This is a genomic window from Amaricoccus macauensis (assembly GCF_049800915.1).
In the GTDB taxonomy this organism is placed as follows: Bacteria; Pseudomonadota; Alphaproteobacteria; order Rhodobacterales; family Rhodobacteraceae; genus Amaricoccus; species Amaricoccus macauensis_A.
The window spans coordinates 2,501-19,899 of the sequence record NZ_JBNAFY010000001.1; the positions used below are offsets into that span (position 1 = coordinate 2,501).

A 17,399-nucleotide genomic window follows, 5' to 3' on the forward strand; every position below is an offset into this window, starting at 1 on the left:
GGACAACCAAAGACAGTCTTTCCAAGTCTAAATACACTGACCGTGATTGCTTGTCTGATCCCTTTCGGGATCGTTCGAGCGATCCGAACCGTGGCGCTGTCTGTCGAGGGCGCGTCATGGGTCAAAGACTTCCGGCCAGGAGGCCAAGGGACGGGTTTGAGGTTTGAACCACCTCACGCAAAAGGGCCTGTCTTCTTCTGGATCGGATCAAGCGCGAGAAGGGCGTTTGGTGGATGCCTTGGCAGCAAGAGGCGATGAAGGACGTGGTACTCTGCGATAAGCCTGGGGGAGGTGAGAACAGCCTTTGATCCCGGGATCTCCGAATGGGGCAACCCACCTGACAGTTGATTATAATTGCCCTTGGGCAGCTTATAATCTTCTGAACCAGGTACTTAATACCTGAATACATAGGGTTTTAAGAGCGAACGCGGGGAACTGAAACATCTCAGTACCCGTAGGAAAGGAAATCAACAGATACTCCCCCAGTAGCGGCGAGCGAACGGGGACCAGCCGAGCCGTGAGAGTGAGCAGAACCAGTTGGGAAGCTGGGCGATATGGGTGACAGCCCCGTATGCGAAGCTTGATCGGACGTATCAAGTAGGGCGGAACACGTGAAATTCTGTCTGAAGATGGGGGGACCACCCTCCAAGGCTAAGTACTCCTTGCTGACCGATAGCGAACCAGTACCGTGAGGGAAAGGTGAAAAGCACCCCGACAAGGGGAGTGAAACAGTCCCTGAAACCGGACGCCTACAAACAGTCGGAGCTTCTTCGGAAGTGACGGCGTACCTTTTGTATAATGGGTCAACGACTTGGTCTCACGAGCAAGCTTAAGCCGTTAGGTGGAGGCGCAGCGAAAGCGAGTCTTAATAGGGCGCATGAGTTCGTGGGATCAGACCCGAAACCGAGTGATCTAGGCATGTCCAGGATGAAGGTGCGGTAACACGCACTGGAGGTCCGAACCCACACCTGTTGAAAAAGGTCGGGATGAGGTGTGCCTAGGGGTGAAAGGCCAATCAAACTCGGAGATAGCTGGTTCTCCGCGAAATCTATTTAGGTAGAGCGTCAGATGAATACCTTCGGGGGTAGAGCACTGGATGGGTAATGGGGACCCACAGTCTTACTGATCCTAACCAAACTCCGAATACCGAAGAGTACTATCTGGCAGACACACGGCGGGTGCTAACGTCCGTCGTGGAGAGGGAAACAACCCTGACCTGCAGCTAAGGCCCCTAATTCGTGGCTAAGTGGGAAAGCATGTGGGACTTCCAAAACAACCAGGAGGTTGGCTTAGAAGCAGCCATCCTTTAAAGATAGCGTAACAGCTCACTGGTCTAAACAAGAGGTCCTGCGGCGAAGATGTACCGGGGCTCAAGCCACGAGCCGAAGCTCAGGGTGTGCACTTTGTGCACGCGGTAGCGGAGCGTTCTGTCTATTAACTCCATGTCTCTTATGTTTTGTGCGAGGCCCGTTTGCGCTCAAGTAGCGAAGCGGTAGCGCAAACAAAACAACGGAGACACGGAGTTTGCGATGAAGCCGGCGCGTAAGCGATCCGGTGGAGCATTCAGAAGCGAGAATGTTGACATGAGTAGCGACAAGGAGTGTGAGAGACACTCCCGCCGAAAGTCCAAGGGTTCCTGCTTAAAGCTAATCTGAGCAGGGTGAGCCGACCCCTAAGGCGAGGCCGAAAGGCGTAGTCGATGGGAATCCGGTTAATATTCCGGAGCCAGGAGGATGTGACGGATCGCGGCTGTTGTCTGATCTTATCGGATTGATCAGGCTTCGAAGCGGTTCCAGGAAATAGCCCTCCATTAGATCGTACCCGAAACCGACACAGGTGGACTGGTAGAGCATACCAAGGCGCTTGAGAGAACTGCATTGAAGGAACTCGGCAAAATGCCTCCGTAACTTCGGGAGAAGGAGGCCCCGTTGGCGCGCAAGCGTTGGCGGGGGGCACAGACCAGGGGGTGGCGACTGTTTACTAAAAACACAGGGCTCTGCGAAGCCGCAAGGCGACGTATAGGGTCTGACGCCTGCCCGGTGCTGGAAGGTTAAAAGGAGAGGTGCAAGCCTTGAATTGAAGCCCCAGTAAACGGCGGCCGTAACTATAACGGTCCTAAGGTAGCGAAATTCCTTGTCGGGTAAGTTCCGACCTGCACGAATGGCGTAACGACTTCCCCGCTGTCTCCAATGCAGACTCAGCGAAATTGAATTCCCCGTGAAGATGCGGGGTTCCCGCGGTCAGACGGAAAGACCCCGTGCACCTTTACTACAGCTTCACACTGGCATCAGGTCAGAGATGTGCAGGATAGGTGGCAGGCTTTGAAGCGGGGACGCCAGTTCCCGTGGAGCTTCCCTTGAGATACCACCCTTCGCTCATCTGATGTCTAACCGCGGTCCGTCATCCGGATCCGGGACCCTGTGTGGCGGGTAGTTTGACTGGGGCGGTCGCCTCCCAAACAGTAACGGAGGCGCGCGATGGTGGGCTCAGACCGGTCGGAAATCGGTCGTCGAGTGCAATGGCATAAGCCCGCCTGACTGCGAGACTGACAAGTCGAGCAGAGACGAAAGTCGGCCATAGTGATCCGGTGGTCCCGCGTGGAAGGGCCATCGCTCAACGGATAAAAGGTACGCCGGGGATAACAGGCTGATACTGCCCAAGAGTCCATATCGACGGCAGTGTTTGGCACCTCGATGTCGGCTCATCACATCCTGGGGCTGGAGAAGGTCCCAAGGGTACGGCTGTTCGCCGTTTAAAGTGGTACGTGAGCTGGGTTTAGAACGTCGTGAGACAGTTCGGTCCCTATCTGCCGTGGGTGTAGGAGACTTGAGAGGAGTTGCCCCTAGTACGAGAGGACCGGGGTGAACGCACCACTGGTGGACCTGTTGTCGTGCCAACGGCAGTGCAGGGTAGCTATGTGCGGACAGGATAACCGCTGAAGGCATCTAAGCGGGAAGCCCCCCTCGAAACCAGGTCTCCCTTGAGGGCCGTGGTAGACCACCACGTCGATAGGTCGGAGATGTAAGCGCGGTAACGTGCTCAGTTGACCGATACTAATCGCCCGATTGGCTTGATCCGATCCAGTGGAAGCCAGGACCAGTCCTGGCCGACCGGAAACGGGAAGCCTTTGACCCAGAACAGTCAGAGAATGAGAAAGACAAGTCTCGTGTGTCCTGCCGACCCAGTCAAAGCGGGTGGGCAGGAGGATGCGTTTTCCAGGTTTGGTGGCAACAGCTGCGAGCGAAACACCCGATCCCATCCCGAACTCGGCCGTTAAGCGCCTCGGCGCCGATGGTACTGCGTCTCAAGACGTGGGAGAGTAGGTTACCGCCAAACCTGATAAACGCATCCCAAAGCTTCTCTTCACAAACGTCCCTCCCAAAAGGGACAACCCGATAACCGGCACGGCACGACCAAAAACAACCGTGCCAAAGCGCAGAAAGTCAACCAGACTTTCAAATGGCGCGGGGTGGAGCAGCCCGGTAGCTCGTCAGGCTCATAACCTGAAGGTCACAGGTTCAAATCCTGTCCCCGCAACCAAAATTACCCAAAAGATATCAAACACATAGGTCGCCCTCCGGGCGGCTTTTGCGTGTCGCAAACCCATCCCGAACACTCCCCAAAAATTCCAAAGGCTTACGAGCATCCTCGATTCCTCCGTGCAACACGGATGCGACACGGGACAGCGCCGATGTTCCGTTCATGTTCTTGACTCAAGGGCGCTCATCTACCAGAGTGCGGCTGTGCATGTGAGCAAAAGGCGGCGCCTGGCACCCCGAATACCGCTGCCGACAAGAACCCAGCGCTGGCGCAATGTCGGTTAGGCTGATGAATCCCGGAAACATCCTTGGAGGACGTGCGATGCACGACATGGATATGTTTGCGAGGGTGCCGGCATCGGGTTCGACTGCCGAGCACTCGCCAATAGAGGATCTGCTGGATGCGTTCGAGGATGAGCGCGAAACTCTGTTCAGGGACGAAACCTACCTCGTGCGGGACAACGGCGCCGTATTCAGGCGTGGACGTACAAATGCTCGGAAGAGGAAGCTCGACAACGTCTGGACCTTCGGAGCGCTGAACAAGCATTCCGGCTACCTCGTCGTGAGCGAGCATGTTGTACATCAGATCATCGCCACGGCTTACCATGGCCCGCGTCCGTCCAACGATCACGTTGTCGATCACATCGACACCAACCGCTTGAACAATCGTCCGGAAAACCTGCGGTGGGTCACACGACTCGAAAACCTGCTCTTGAATCCAATCACGCGACAACGGATCGAACAGGCGTTCGGCTCGCTCGAAGCGTTCTTTGCGAACCCCGGTGCAAGCGCAGTGCCCAATCTGGGGTGGATGCGCACCGTCACCAAGGAAGACGCATCGGAGAGCCGCAGGCGCTTGATGGCTTGGGCGGAAAAAGGACAGGGCGTGAAGGGCGGGTCGCTTGGCGAGTGGCTGTTCACAGGGCGCGCTACGCCCTCACCACAACCCGAGCCCGAACCCGAAGACACTCCTTCGCTGAGCCCGGCGGCCTTCCAACGGAGATGGCGCACACCAACCGAGTTTCCGCAATGCCCCGATCAAGTAAGCGCCGAAGCACTTGAGGAATACCTGGAGCGGCTGACTTTCGGCACTGTGTTCGCGCGCAATCGCTACGGCGAGAGCGTCGTCGTGGCTGCCGGGATGGGCAATGACAATACGGTGTCGGTCCTATGCAACACCCAGAACGGCATCAAGGACTGGACCTTGGCGAAGGTGTTCGTGGAAGGAAACGGCTTCTGTCACGAATCCGGCGGCATGTACTTCACCTTGCAGGGGGCGTTGAAGGCGCATTGCGAGGCTATCGGCGAAGAGTTCGGCGAGTCGATAGACGACTACGCGTGAAACGAGAGCCCTACAGCCGCCGGCCCCTTGGCCCAAAGTGGCCGATTACGCCGCCACCGTCGCCACGCCGTCGAGCCGCACCGCCACGCTGGTGACGCCGTTCCTGGCGGTCCACCACCGTCACGCCTATGGGAAAGCGCCTCGCGGCCGGGGTGGTCGCTTCCTTCGCCGTGTTGTCCCACGCCACGCGCGCCGACCGTCAGCTCGGCGGCGCTGGCTTTCGGCAGTTGGAACGAATTCGGGATCTCGATCGTAACCACCCGATTGGGGCCGCCTTCCTGAGATATTGCTGAGCCCTTAAACGACGTCGTTATTGACGTGGATAACGACGTCTTATGGTCGGAGGCGATATATGCGACATGAAGTCATAGTCGGAGTTGAGCGTCGCCGCCGGTGGTCGGACGATGAGAAACTCTCGATCCTCGAAGAGGTCGAGGCGGGATCCACGGTCGCGGATACGGCAAGGCGTCACGATCTGACCCGACAGCACATCTATCAATGGCGCCAGGCATTGCGTCGCAAGGGGCTCTGGCCTCGGTCGGGCAACGCGGTGTTTCTGCCGCTTGAAATGGCGGCATCAGAAGAGAGGGAGATACCGACGCCTGATGGCGGCGCCGGGCGCGGCGAACTCACCATCGTGTTTGCCAACGGCCGCCAGATCCGGTGCGGCGGCGAGATCGATGGTGCGGCTCTTGCGCGTCTGATCCGGATCGTCGAAACGGTATGATTGGACCTGGGACGGGCGTTCGGGTCTATCTCGCCTGTGGTGCCACCGACATGCGGAAGGGGATCGCCGGGCTTGCCGCTCTGGCCCAGGACGTTCTGCGGCAAAAGCCTGCCAGCGGCGCGGTCTTTGTGTTCCGTGGACGCAAGGGTGACAGGATCAAGCTCTTGTATTGGGATGGCCAAGGCTTCTGCCTCTACTACAAGGTTCTGGAACGAGGCCGGTTTCCCTGGCCATCGGCGGCGGATGGAACAGCCCGGCTGACCTCCGGGCAGATGGCCATGCTCTGGGAAGGGATCGACTGGCGCAGACCGGACTGGGGCGCGCCGCCCTCCCGCGTGGGATAGTTCATCCTTCTGATTCCCCTTGTTTTTATGGCCTTCCGCACGTGCGCATGTTAACCATTGGCATGTCGCACGCGTCCCTTGATCTGCCAGATGACCCAGCCGTCCTGAAGGCGATGATCGCTGCTCTGGAGGCGAAGAACGTCCAGATGTCGGCGACCTTGCAGGCCCATGACCAGCTGATCCAGACCTTGCGACTGCGGATCGCCAAACTCAAGAAACAGGTCTTCGGCAAATCCTCCGAAAAGATCGAGCGCGAGATCGAACAGCTCGAACTGGCACTCGAGGACCTGCAGGTGGCTGCGGCCGAAGGCAGTGACGCTTGCCATGACGAAAGCGACGATGTCGAGGACGGGCCCGCGGCTGAAAGCTCCTCATCAACCGCAAAGCCTCGCCGCCGTCCCCGCGTCTCCGAAAGCACGCCACGGGAGCGGCGCGAACTCGATCCCGGCGAGACCTGTCCCGATTGCGGCGGAGATCTACGCGTGGTGGGGGAGGATGTCAGCGAGTTGCTCGAAATGATCTCGGCCCAGCTCAAGGTGATCGAGATCGCTCGGGTAAAGAAGTCCTGCCGCCGCTGCGAGAGGATGGTGCAGAGCCCAGCCCCCAGCCGTCCGATCCCGGGCAGCATGGCGGGCCCCTCGCTTCTGGCCCATGTGCTGGTCTCGAAATTCGACGATCACATTCCTCTTTACCGGCAGAACGAGATCTTCGCCCGCATGGGGGCGGACATTCCCGACACCACCCTGGTGGACTGGTGCGGCCGGGCGATGAAGGTGCTCGAGCCCGTCATCGCGCGGATCGAGGCCGACATCATGGCAAGCGACCTACTCCATGCCGATGATACCCCGATCCGGGTGCTCGACCGGTCTCGTCGGTCTGCCGGTCTCGGCAAAGGGGTCAAGAAAGGCCGGATCTGGGCCTATATCCGCGATCAGAGACCCTGGGTCGGAACGGCTCCGCCCGGTGCTGTCTATTACTTTGCGCCAGACTGGAAAGAAGATCACGTCCGGCGTCATCTCAGGCACAGCAGCGGCATTCTCCAGGCCGATGGCTACAAGGGCTATACCAAGCTCTACGTCCCTGGACCTGATGGCGGTCCCCAATTCCGGGAAGCTGCGTGCTGGGCGCATCTGCGCCGGGATTTCCACGACGTCTGGATCTCGACAAAGTCCGAGATCGCCCGCGAGGCGCTCGATCGGATCGGCAAGCTCTACAACATCGAGCGCGAAATCTCCGGGCAATCTGCCAAAGCTCGCCGCAAGGCCCGCCAAGAGCACAGCAAACCAAAGGTCGAGGCTTTCAAGGCCTGGGCCGAACAACAACTGACGCGCCTCCCCGGCAAGGGCGATCTCGCGAAGGCATTCCGCTATGGGCTGAGCCGCTGGCCCGCATTCTGCCTGTTCCTGGACGACGGGCGCGTGGCGGTCGACAACAATTGCGCCGAGCGTGGCCTGAGGCCAATTGGGATCGGAAGAAAAAACTGGCTCTTCGCCGGAGCCGACACCGGCGCCGAGACCCTCGCCCGTACCATGACACTCATCGAGACCGCCAAGATGAACGGCCTCGATCCCCAAGCCTACTTGGCCGACATCCTCGACCGGATCCATGATCACAAGATCAACCGTCTTGACGAACTACTGCCCTGGAATTGGACCACGGGCATCGCGCCTCACCATGAGGCCGCATGAACCGAGGTGCCTACCGGGCGGTTACTCTCGATCAGCCGACAGGCGCTCGGAAACGAGCTGCGAGCGATGGGATTTCGCAAACTCGCGGCCCGTCCTCGCCACTATGCGCAGAATTCCGAAGCTATTGAGGAGTTTAAAAAAGTCTGCCGGCCAAACTGGAGGAGATCCGCAAGCGCCTCCCGCTTGGAACGCCTTTAGAATTGTGGTGGCAGGATGAATGTCGGGTCGGACAAAAGAACAAGATCACCCGACGATGGGCCCGCCGGGGAACCCGGCCCTCAGCGCCCAAAGATCAGCGCACGAAATCGGCCTACATTTTCGGCGCCATTTGCCCGGAGAGCGGCAAAGGCGCGGCGCTCGTCATGCCATATGCCGATACGCCCGCCATGCAAGCGCATCTCGAAGAGATCAGCACCCAGGTTGCCAAGGGCGCTCACGCCGTGCTCATTCTCGACCAGGCCGGCTGGCACATGTCCGCAAAACTGGTCGTCCCCGAGAACATTACCCTTCTGCCACTGCCGCCACGATCCCCGGAACCTTGCGTCGCTAAAAACAGTCCCCCGGACTGTTTTCTTCACGCTCCTCACCGGTCGAAAACGTCTGGCAATTCCTGCGCGACAATCATCTCTCGAACCGGATCTTCAAGAGCTACGAAGATATCGTCGATCACTGCTGCGATGCCTGGAAAACCCTCACGGACCAACCGTGGCGCATTCGCTCCATCGGCCTCCGCGAATGGGCGTATGAGTTCTGATCAGGTGGCTTTGGTATAACGCCGGCCGACAGTGGAACGCTGATCATCACGACCAACCTGTCGATGGGGCCGACAGCCTGCCATGCAAGTTCAGGTTATCTGGGGCGTGGGAGTCGGGGCGAACGTCTTTGTCCTGCTTCTGGCCGGCGGACTGGCATTACTCCAGACCGCATTGATCGCCGCAGCCCGCCCCCGATCTCACTAGTACTCATGGGCATGTGTCAGTCTCGTCACGCTGATGACGGGAAGATGCGGGACAGTCGCCTAGCGCCTGCCGCAGTGTCTGCCGGTCGAGGACCTGACGGGACCGTGGTTTTTCCTCAACAAGCCACATGACTGAAACGTGACTGCTATTGGGGGCGCGGATCGACCTTCTCTGCAACGACGGCCAAGCAGTCTCCGGATTTCACCAGTCCCGGGAAATGGCGGCCCACCAGAATGCCGGAGCGACGTGCGTGGTAGGTGGCCGCCGGCACGCCGCTGCGCCCCACGGGCCAGACCCGCGCGATCGGCGCGCCTTCCTCGACCTCCTCGCCGAGATCGACGATCGGCTCGATCAGCCCGTCATCCTCGGAGAAGACGAAGCATTCCGCATCCGGCATGTCGAGGCTCTCTGTCGGCTCCACCACCGGCTCGGCCTTCAGGATGCCCGCATGGATCAGGAAGTTCCGCACGCCCTTCCGCGCGATCCCGACCGAGCGCGCCGTGGCCGTGCCCCCGCCGCCAAGCTCGGTCGAGACAAACACCTTGCCGTGGTTCTCCACCGCCGTGTCGAACATGCCGACATTGTCGATCTCGAGCAGCACCAGCGAATAGGGCGCGTTGAAGGCCTGCATGGCGGCGATGCAGGATGCTTCCTGCAGCTTGGCCTCCAGCCGATGCGCCGCCGCGAAGGGCACGAAGTCCAGCGTCTTTCCGCCTGAATGAAAATCGAGCACGTAATCCGCCATCGGCGCCAGAACCGTATCGAAGTAGTCCGCGATCTTCTCGCTCGGGCTTCCGTCCGGCCGGCCTGGAAAAATCCGGTTGAGGTTCGCGCCATCAAGCGGCGACACGCGAGTAGCCGAGCGGAAGGCGGGCATGTTCATGAAGGGCACGATGATCACCCGCCCTTCGATGTCCTTCGGCTCGAGCTCCGAGGTCAGCGCCTGCAGCGCCACCGGCCCTTCGTATTCATCGCCGTGGCAAGCCCCCGTCAGCAGCGCCGTGGAGCCTTCGCCGTTGCGGATCACGGTGATCGGGATCATCACCGAGCCCCAGGCGCTGTCGTTGCGGCTGTAGGGCAGCCGCAGGAAGCCATGATGCTTGCCGTCCTCGTCGAACGGCACGGTGCAGGCGATCGGGTTCGTAGGGCGGGCGGCAGTGGCGTTCACTTGGATCAGTCCTTGACGATGAGCTTGCGCGGTACATTCGCGAGGCATTCCGGCGCCGTGTCGGTGATCGCAATGCTCTCGGTGATCTCGAATCCCCAGTTCTCCATCCAGAGCCCAGTCATGAAGTGGAATGTCATGCCAGGCTTCAGTTCGGTCTGGTCGCCGGGGCGCAACGAGCAGGTTCGCTCGCCCCAGTCGGGAGGGTAACTGAGGCCAATCGGATAGCCGGTGCGGTTGTTCTTGGTGATGCCATATTTGCTCAGCACCCCGAAGAAGGCATTGGCGATGTCCTCGCAGGTGTTACCGGGTCGCGCGGCCTCAAGCCCCGCGTCCATCCCTTCAAGCACAGCCTTCTCCGCATCGAGAAAGTCCTGCGGCGGCTTGCCGAGAAAGATCGTGCGCGACAGCGGGCAGTGGTAGCGCCGGAAACAGCCCGCGATCTCGAAGAACGTGCCCTCGCCGGTCTTCATCGGCTTGTCGTCCCAGGTCAGGTGCGGCGCGGCCGCATCGGTGCCCGAGGGCAACAGCGGCACGATCGCGGGGTAGTCCCCGCCATAGCCCCAGTCCGGATCAAAGCGCAGCGCCGCGTCCCAGATATCCGCCACGAGATCGCACTTGCGGATGCCCGGCTCGATCTTCTCGGCAATGCGCGCATGCATCCGCTCGACGATCCGCGCCGCCTTGCGCATCCTGTCGAGCTCGGCAGCGGATTTCACGCCGCGCAGCCAGTTCACGATGCCGGTCGCATCGACCAGCTCGTTTGGCAACCCTGAGGAGAGCGCCTGGAACCCTTTGGCCGAGAACCAGTAGTTGTCCATCTCGACCCCGATACGGCCCGTGTGCCAGGCGCGTTCCGTGAGCTTCGCTGCGAGATAGTCCATCGGATGTACGTCGGGCGATTGCACGAAATAGTCCGGATAACCGATGATGTCCGGGTCTTCCATGTAGCAGGTACGCAGGGCGCCTTGCGCATCCTGCTCGCGGCCGAACCAGACCGGCGCGCCGAAGGGACCGATCACCACCGCCTGATGCACGTAGAACGACCAGCCGTCATAGCCGGTGATCCAAGCCATGTTGGACGGGTCCGAGGTGATCAGCACGTCGAGCCCGGCCTTCTCCATTGCCGCGCGCACCTTGGTCAGACGGGTTTCGTATTCCTCGTCGGAGAAGCGGAACGTATCGACGATGGCCATGGCTCAACTCTCGAAATTCTGGCCTGCACCCGCGGTATCCGCACGGCTCAAGGCATAGGTGGCAATAACGGTGTCCTGAACGCCGGTCCCGGTCAGATCGGCGATGGTGATCGCCGCGTCTGCGGACCGTCCGGGGGATTTACCCGTGATGATGTCGCCAAGCTCGGCGAAATTCGTCGCTTCATCGACGATTCCCGCCGCGATGGCAGACCGCAGCTCGCCCAACTCCCTGGTCTGCGACAACCGGTCCGGAACGTAGAGATCGGCCCTCTTGAGACAGGCCGGGTCCAGCTCGCTCTTGGTATGCTGGTCCGAGCCCATCGCCGTCACATGCTGGCCTGAAGAAAGCCAGTCGGCCTTGAGGATCGGCTCGCGCGCAGGCGTCGTGGTCACGGTCACATCCGCTCCCCGCACCGCTGCCTCCGCCCCGGAAGCAGCGCTTGCCGCGATGCCGAGTTCATCTGCCATCTCGACGGCCATCGCCTCGGCCTTGGCCATGTCGCGCCCCCAGATGCGCACCTCGCGGATCGGTCGCACGAGGCAGAGCGCGCGGAGTTGCATCCGCGCTTGTAGACCAGTGCCGAGGATTGCCGCCCGGCTCGCATCTTGGCGCGCCAGTAGCCGCGCGGCGACACCTCCGGCTGCGGCCGTCCGCACATCCGTCAGGTATCCGTTGTCGAGCAAGAGCGCCTCGACCTGTCCCGTCTGCGCCGAGAAGACGACCATGAGCCCCGAGGTAGAAGGAAGACCGCGCTTGGGGTTGTCGAAAAAGCCCGGCGAGATCTTGATGGCGAAACTGTCGAAGCCCGGCACATAGGCGGTCTTCACATCGACCTCGCCATTCGCTGCGGCAATCTCCATCGAGAGGATCGGCGGCATCACCACCTCGCCGGACGAAAGCGCCCGAAAGCCCTTCTCGATCTCATCGATCACATCCATGTCGAGGGACACGAGCCCGCGCAGATCCGGCTCGGTCAGCACCCGAATGCCCATCACGCCGCCTCCGCCATCAGATCGACATCCTCGCCGCTCACGATCCGCAGATGCAGCCCCATGTCGATGTTGGCCCCCGACAGCAGCGCCATGGTCGGCCCCTCGGGGCGCAGCTTGCCGGCCAGAAGTGCGGCCACACCCACGGCCGCCGCCCCTTCGACCACCTGCCGCTCTTCCCTGTAGCAGTGCCGGATTCCGGCAGCGATCTCGGGTTCAGAGAGCAGGATCACCTCGTCGACCAGGTCGCGCACCATCGGATAGGTCCAGCGGTTCTCGAGTCCGACGCCGCCGCCGAGCGAATCCGCCAGCGACGGCAGCTCTTCCACCTGCACCGGGCGGCCCGCCTTGAGGCTCTCGGCCATGGCCGCACCTCGGGCCATCGAGATCCCCACGACGCGGATATCGGGCTTGCGCGCCTTGAGCGCCGCAGCGATCCCCGCGATCAATCCGCCACCCGAGAGCGGGATCAGGGCACAGGCGAGATCCGGCACCGCCTCGATCATCTCGAGCCCCAGTGTGCCCTGGCCGGCCACAATGCGCGCATCGTCGAAGGGCGGCACCATGACCATGGCTTCCTCGCGCACCAGCCGGTCTACCTCTACCTGCGCCTCGTCTTGCGACTTGCCGATGATGCGGACATCGCCCCCCAGAGATTCGATGGCGCGCAGCTTGTTGGCCGGCACGAGGCAGGACATGCAGATCACCGCCCGGACACCCGCGACTTTCGCGGCATGTGCCAGCGCCCGGCCGTGATTGCCCGTCGAGGCGCAGACGACGCCACGCCGACGCTCATCTTCGGTCAGTTGAGCAACGGCGTTCGAAGCGCCGCGCAGCTTGAAGGCCCCGGTGATCTGGTGGTGCTCGAACTTCAGCCATACGGGAACCCCGGCAGCTTCCGACAGGGAAGGCGACACCTCCACCGGAGTAGGGCGAATGAATCCCTTGATACGCTCTTGCGCCGCTTCGATTTCCGCCAACCCGACGGTCGTCATGCGCTGTCTCCAACGTTGGTGCTGCTGGTGGGCAGCCGGCCCTCGGCCGCCGCCGTCAGTTCTTCGATACAAGCCAGGTTCGATGTCAGAACCGGCTTGCCTATTTCCGCTTCTATCCTGTCGGCGAGAGCCATGGCGGGTAGGGCCGTGCAGGATATGAAGAGCCCTTCCGCTTCTGGGTGATCCGCTGCCCGAGAAGCTGCAAGGATCGTGGCATCGTCGACCTCGGCCATGCGGCGATCATCCTCCATACCAAGGTAGGTTGCACGCAGGACGTCAAATCCCGCGTCGGCAAAGAAACACGCAACTGGCAGTGCTGTCTCCGCGAGATAGGGAGTGAGAATGGCCAGACGTCGAACTCTGCGCGCAGCAAACCCGCGAGCAGCGGCACCAAGTGGGGTAATCACCGGCACCGCGGGCCTTGCGGCATGGATTGCGGCCTGGATCGCCTCTTCTCCAAGTACGGCCGTTGCCGCAGTGCAGGCATAACAGATTGCTCTGAGGGGCTCCCCCGGCAGGATCAGCTCAGCGGCATGCCCGAGGTGCACCAACATCTTGCGAAGATTCTCGGGTGTGGTCGGATTCGCGTAGGCAACACGCGTCGAATGGAATGCGGCCATCTCTCCCGGAATACACCGGGCAACGTCACGTTCAGTGGTCATGTCCGTTGCCAGCAGGATGAGTCCCAGCCGCGGCAGCGCGGGCCGAAACCCGATTTCGATCATTGCATTCTCGATTTCGATCGAACCTGCTCGGGTTCTCATAGCCGACTCCATCAGGTCCGTGCGGCCTTGGAAATGATCAGACAACAAGGACCGGGCAATCCGCCAGTCCTGTCACCTTGTAGGATACACTTCCGAGAAGGTAGTTTTCGATCGAACCCAGCCCTCGGCTTCCGATCACGATCAGGTCGACATCGTGTTCTTCCGCAAACGCAATGATACTGCGGGAAGGTGGCCCATTCTTGATGAAAGCACGAACTCGGAACCCACGCTTGGTTCCTTCGCCTTTTGCATGGTCGGCGATATCCCTGGCATACTCTCGCATGGCATCGTCAATCTTTTCCGGTTCCGCCGGGCGCACCATAGAGAAAGACGACTCCAGCAGGCTATAGTGACGGAAGACGGTGATTGTCAGGAGCTCCGCGTTGCAGAGTTTCGCCAGTTCGAAACCCTTATCGAGTGCAATTTCCGCGCCCTTGGAGCCGTCATAGGCGACCAGTATCTTCTTGAACATGTCGATGTGCTCTTATCGGAATGCCAGATCACGTAGGAAAAGCGCAATCTGTGGGAAGAAGATCAAGGCGACCGATACTCCCAGCAGCATTATGATGAACGGAGGCGTGCCTTTGACCACCTCCATGTAGGGGCGTTTGAAAACCGCGATTGCTGTGAAGATGTCGCATCCGAATGGAGGGGTGGCAGACCCGATCGCGACTTGCAGCGTGATGATCGTACCCACCAGAACCGGGTCGAGGCCGACGTCGTTCACCACCGGTGCAAAGATCGGCACCAGAACGAGGATCACCACAATCGGATCGACGAACATGCAGCCGATGAAGAAGGCGACCGAGATGACAAAGAGGACACCGATGGGGCCCATTTCCGAAATGCCGACCCCTTCCAGCACCTGCTGAGGGATCTGTGCGAAAGAGATAACCCAGGAAAAGGCGGCGCCCGCGCCCACGAGGATAAACACGACCGCCGTAATCAGGCCCGTCGATTGCGCCGTGGAATAGACGTCCTTGAACGACATCGACCTGAACACGATGAGCTCCAGGATCAATGCGTAAAGCACACAGGCTGCGGCCGCTTCCGTCGGGCTGAATATGCCGCCATAGATCCCACCGATGATGATCGCGGGAAAGCCCAGTGGCCAAAGCGCTTTTTGCACTGCCATGAGACGCTCGCGGGTGGTTGCTTTCGGTTCCGTCGGAACGTCGTGCTTCGTGGCATACCATACGGAATAGCTCGCAAAGAGAAACAGGATCAACAGTCCCGGCCCGATGCCGGCGATGAACAGTTCCGCGATCGACGTGTTCGAGACCACCCCGTAGATGATCATGCCGATCGAGGGCGGGATCAGAAAGGCAATGTCGGAGGAGTTGACGATAAGCGCGAGGACGAAACTGTCATTGTATCCGGCCTTCAGCATCCGAGGGCGAAGGGGAGATCCTACCGCAACAACGGTCGCTTGGGTCGAGCCTGAGACTGCGCCGAACATCGTGCAGGCCGAGGCTGTCGAAACTGCCAACCCTCCTTTGATGTGACCAACAAAGGACATGACCATGTCAATGAGCCGTCCCGCGGACTGGCCGCGTGTCATGATGTCCGCGGCGAAAATGAACATCGGCACGGCAATCAGCGAGGCAGGTCGGATCCCCGCAAGGATCTGCTGCACCATGGTTTCGAGCTGACCGAAACCGCCAAAAAGTCCGTAGAACCCGACGAAGGCCCCGACAATAAGCGGGATCATCATTGGGAAACCCAGAAGCAGCAAAACGATCATGACGGAAAAGATAGTCATTGCCATGGTGCGTCAGACCTCTTTTTCATCTTCTTCGTAGCCCTCGAGTACGAGCGTCGAAAGCCAGATGTCTTTTTCGGTGACATTCTTCACGGCGGTCAGCAAATACTGGAGCCCCGTCATGAAGAAGCCGACGGGCACCCAGACATACATCCACCATACGGGCACCTGCATCGCCGGCAGAATGCGCCCCTGACCCTTGAGTGTCATGACGTAACCGAACGAATACCAGGCCAGACCGAGCATGAAGACCCCGGTGACGATTGCGATGACGATCATCATGACCTTGCGCACTGGCACCGGCAGTGTGTCGAAGATCGCGGACATGCGGATATGCCGACCATGACGGGCAGCATAGCTGATACCTGCAAATGTTATGAGTACGATCAGTATGCTGTTGAGTTCTTCGGAGAAAAAAAGGCTGGACTTGAACGCGAAGCGCCCCACCACATTCGCAACTGTGTTGAGCGCCATCAGAAGTACGCCGGCCGCGAGCATCACGGATTCGATCCGCGCAATCGTGCCGTCAATGACACCGAGAAATCCCGGCAGGTTCGAGTCCCGGTGGTGGGTCTCAGTCACTGTGTCGTTCAAGCGCTGCCCTCTCCATTAAAGCCATTGGTCGTCGGCATGCGGCGTGAGATCCGCATGCCTTCGTAAGCTGGCGTGACTACTGCACTGCCTCGAGGTCGGATTTCATCTGTTCGAGAATGGCCTGGCCGCTGTCGCCCGTCATTTCGATGAAGGCTTCCTCGACCGATGCAGCGGTTTCCATGAAGGGCTGGCGCTCTTCTTCCGAAAGGATATTGATCTGCATCTCGGGCTTGGCTTCCTTGATCTTGTCGAGCGATTCCTCCTGAAGCCCCTGCTGGTATTCGAGGATGTACTCGAATGCCGCGTCTGTCGCGTTCTGGATGAGTGTCTGCTCCTCTTCACCCAGCCCGTCATAAAAGCCCTTGTTGGCCATGACAGCAGTGGTGAAGTTGTTGTGACCAATGCAGGTGATCACGTCTGTGACCTCATACATCTTGGTCGATTCCAGGAAGAAACCGGGGTTCTCCTGTCCCTGGATGATGCCGGTCTGGAGTGCGCCGTAGACCTCGCCCCAGGGCAGCGGCGTCGGCGTCGCGCCAAACGCCTGGTAGCTCTCAACCAGAAGTGGGTTGGTCATCACCCGGAACTTCACCTCGTTGAGGTCTTCCGGGCTGTGCACCGGTTCCTGCGTGGTCATGCAGACCTCGCCCTCAGGGAACATTGTCAGAAGCTCAAGCCCCTGCTCGGCATAAAGCTCGGGGAACATCTCGTTGATTGCCTTCGACGAGCGGAAGAACTCGAAGAGCTGCTCCTCGTCCTGGGGCAGGAGATACGGCACGAAGAAGACTTGGGCCTCGGGGATCAGCGCTCCGGTGAAGCCGGGCGACTGGTCCACGAACTGCAGGATGCCGGCCTGTGCCTGTTCCATGATATCCGCGCTCTCGCCGAGTGTGCCGAATGGGAACAGCTGGACCTCGTGGTCGGAGTTGGCCTCGATCTCCTCCTTGAACTTCTGGGCGTACATGCCCTGAACTTCGGTCAGCGCCTCTTCGAAGGCATAGCGCCAAGTGTCGGCATTGGCTGCCCCTGCAGCGAAGAGACCAACAGCAGTGGTTCCAAGAATTGCTCGAAGTCGTGACATACAACGTCTCCCACGTATGAATTGATGGGGTCGGCAAAAACCTCCCAGAAGGTCTTCACTCAACCCCGCAATGGAACCGCATGTTCCATTCGAATTTCGAATTGTTTGGGCCGGTCACCTGCTTTTCCCCCACAGGATCCAGCGCGTCTCACTCGCGTGCAAGCGTGAGACAGGCGCAATTGCGTGTCAATTCCGATATTGAATCATGACAATTCTCAGGATGCTTTCGGAGAGTTTCGTGCCCTTCTGCCGA

The 17,399-nt window shown here is 60.1% G+C and carries 14 protein-coding genes, 1 tRNA gene, 2 rRNA genes and 1 pseudogene; 9 read left to right on the forward strand and 9 right to left on the reverse strand.

Annotation, left to right across the window (positions count from 1 at the left end; translation table 11 throughout):
- Positions 1-205 precede the first annotated feature (205 nt).
- From ACP15W_RS00020 to ACP15W_RS00060, 9 genes and pseudogenes are all read left to right on the forward strand, one after another.
- A 23S ribosomal RNA gene (locus tag ACP15W_RS00020) occupies positions 206-3,078 on the forward strand.
- A gap of 142 nt (positions 3,079-3,220) precedes the next feature.
- Positions 3,221-3,336, forward strand: a 5S ribosomal RNA gene (gene rrf, locus ACP15W_RS00025).
- Positions 3,337-3,463: 127 nt separating this feature from the next.
- Positions 3,464-3,540 (forward strand) — tRNA-Met (locus ACP15W_RS00030).
- Between the two features lie 321 nt (positions 3,541-3,861).
- Positions 3,862-4,881 (forward strand): HNH endonuclease signature motif containing protein, encoded by a 1,020-nt coding sequence (locus tag ACP15W_RS00035; protein WP_424930780.1) that lies wholly within the window; start codon positions 3,862-3,864, stop codon positions 4,879-4,881.
- 352 nt (positions 4,882-5,233) lie between these two features.
- Complete coding sequence (tnpA, locus tag ACP15W_RS00040; RefSeq protein ID WP_424930781.1) at positions 5,234-5,608, forward strand: IS66-like element accessory protein TnpA; 375 nt, start codon at positions 5,234-5,236, stop codon at positions 5,606-5,608.
- Entirely contained in the window at positions 5,605-5,952 is a 348-nt protein-coding gene (tnpB, locus tag ACP15W_RS00045; protein WP_424930782.1) for an IS66 family insertion sequence element accessory protein TnpB, read from the forward strand. Before tnpA ends, tnpB begins: the two co-directional genes overlap by 4 nt.
- 62 nt (positions 5,953-6,014) lie before the next feature.
- Positions 6,015-7,640, forward strand: coding sequence for an IS66 family transposase (gene tnpC, locus ACP15W_RS00050; protein ID WP_424930783.1), 1,626 nt, complete (start codon positions 6,015-6,017; stop codon positions 7,638-7,640).
- Between the two features lie 24 nt (positions 7,641-7,664).
- A pseudogene (locus ACP15W_RS00055) lies at positions 7,665-8,394 on the forward strand (IS630 family transposase); the annotation flags it as partial.
- A gap of 82 nt (positions 8,395-8,476) precedes the next feature.
- Positions 8,477-8,599: a hypothetical protein gene (locus tag ACP15W_RS00060; protein WP_424930784.1), complete on the forward strand. Its 123-nt coding sequence runs from the start codon at positions 8,477-8,479 to the stop codon at positions 8,597-8,599.
- Positions 8,600-8,744: 145 nt separating this feature from the next.
- On the opposite strand, the gene doeB is transcribed toward ACP15W_RS00060, so the two are convergent.
- The 9 genes from doeB to dctP form a co-directional block, all read right to left on the reverse strand.
- Positions 8,745-9,776 carry a N(2)-acetyl-L-2,4-diaminobutanoate deacetylase DoeB gene (gene doeB, locus ACP15W_RS00065; protein ID WP_424931579.1) on the reverse strand — a complete coding sequence of 344 codons (1,032 nt, stop codon included), beginning with the start codon at positions 9,774-9,776 and terminating at the stop codon, positions 8,745-8,747.
- Entirely contained in the window at positions 9,773-10,960 is a 1,188-nt protein-coding gene (gene doeA / locus ACP15W_RS00070; protein ID WP_424930785.1) for an ectoine hydrolase DoeA, read from the reverse strand. The genes doeB and doeA overlap by 4 nt, the downstream gene beginning before the upstream one ends.
- 3 nt (positions 10,961-10,963) lie before the next feature.
- On the reverse strand, positions 10,964-11,953 hold the full coding sequence (gene eutC / locus ACP15W_RS00075; protein ID WP_424930786.1) for an ectoine utilization protein EutC: 990 nt from the start codon (positions 11,951-11,953) through the stop codon (positions 10,964-10,966).
- Positions 11,953-12,945, reverse strand: coding sequence for a hydroxyectoine utilization dehydratase EutB (gene eutB / locus ACP15W_RS00080; RefSeq protein WP_424930787.1), 993 nt, complete (start codon positions 12,943-12,945; stop codon positions 11,953-11,955). Before eutB ends, eutC begins: the two co-directional genes overlap by 1 nt.
- Positions 12,942-13,709, reverse strand: coding sequence for an ectoine utilization protein EutA (locus ACP15W_RS00085; protein WP_424930788.1), 768 nt, complete (start codon positions 13,707-13,709; stop codon positions 12,942-12,944). The genes eutB and ACP15W_RS00085 overlap by 4 nt, the downstream gene beginning before the upstream one ends.
- A gap of 37 nt (positions 13,710-13,746) precedes the next feature.
- Positions 13,747-14,181: a universal stress protein gene (locus tag ACP15W_RS00090; RefSeq protein WP_424930789.1), complete on the reverse strand. Its 435-nt coding sequence runs from the start codon at positions 14,179-14,181 to the stop codon at positions 13,747-13,749.
- A gap of 12 nt (positions 14,182-14,193) precedes the next feature.
- Positions 14,194-15,477 (reverse strand): TRAP transporter large permease, encoded by a 1,284-nt coding sequence (locus ACP15W_RS00095; RefSeq protein ID WP_424930790.1) that lies wholly within the window; start codon positions 15,475-15,477, stop codon positions 14,194-14,196.
- A gap of 6 nt (positions 15,478-15,483) precedes the next feature.
- Entirely contained in the window at positions 15,484-16,065 is a 582-nt protein-coding gene (locus ACP15W_RS00100) for a TRAP transporter small permease (protein WP_424930791.1), read from the reverse strand.
- Between the two features lie 76 nt (positions 16,066-16,141).
- A complete protein-coding gene (gene dctP / locus ACP15W_RS00105; protein WP_424930792.1) occupies positions 16,142-17,146 on the reverse strand; it encodes a TRAP transporter substrate-binding protein DctP in 1,005 nt (334 codons plus the stop codon).
- Positions 17,147-17,399 lie beyond the last annotated feature (253 nt).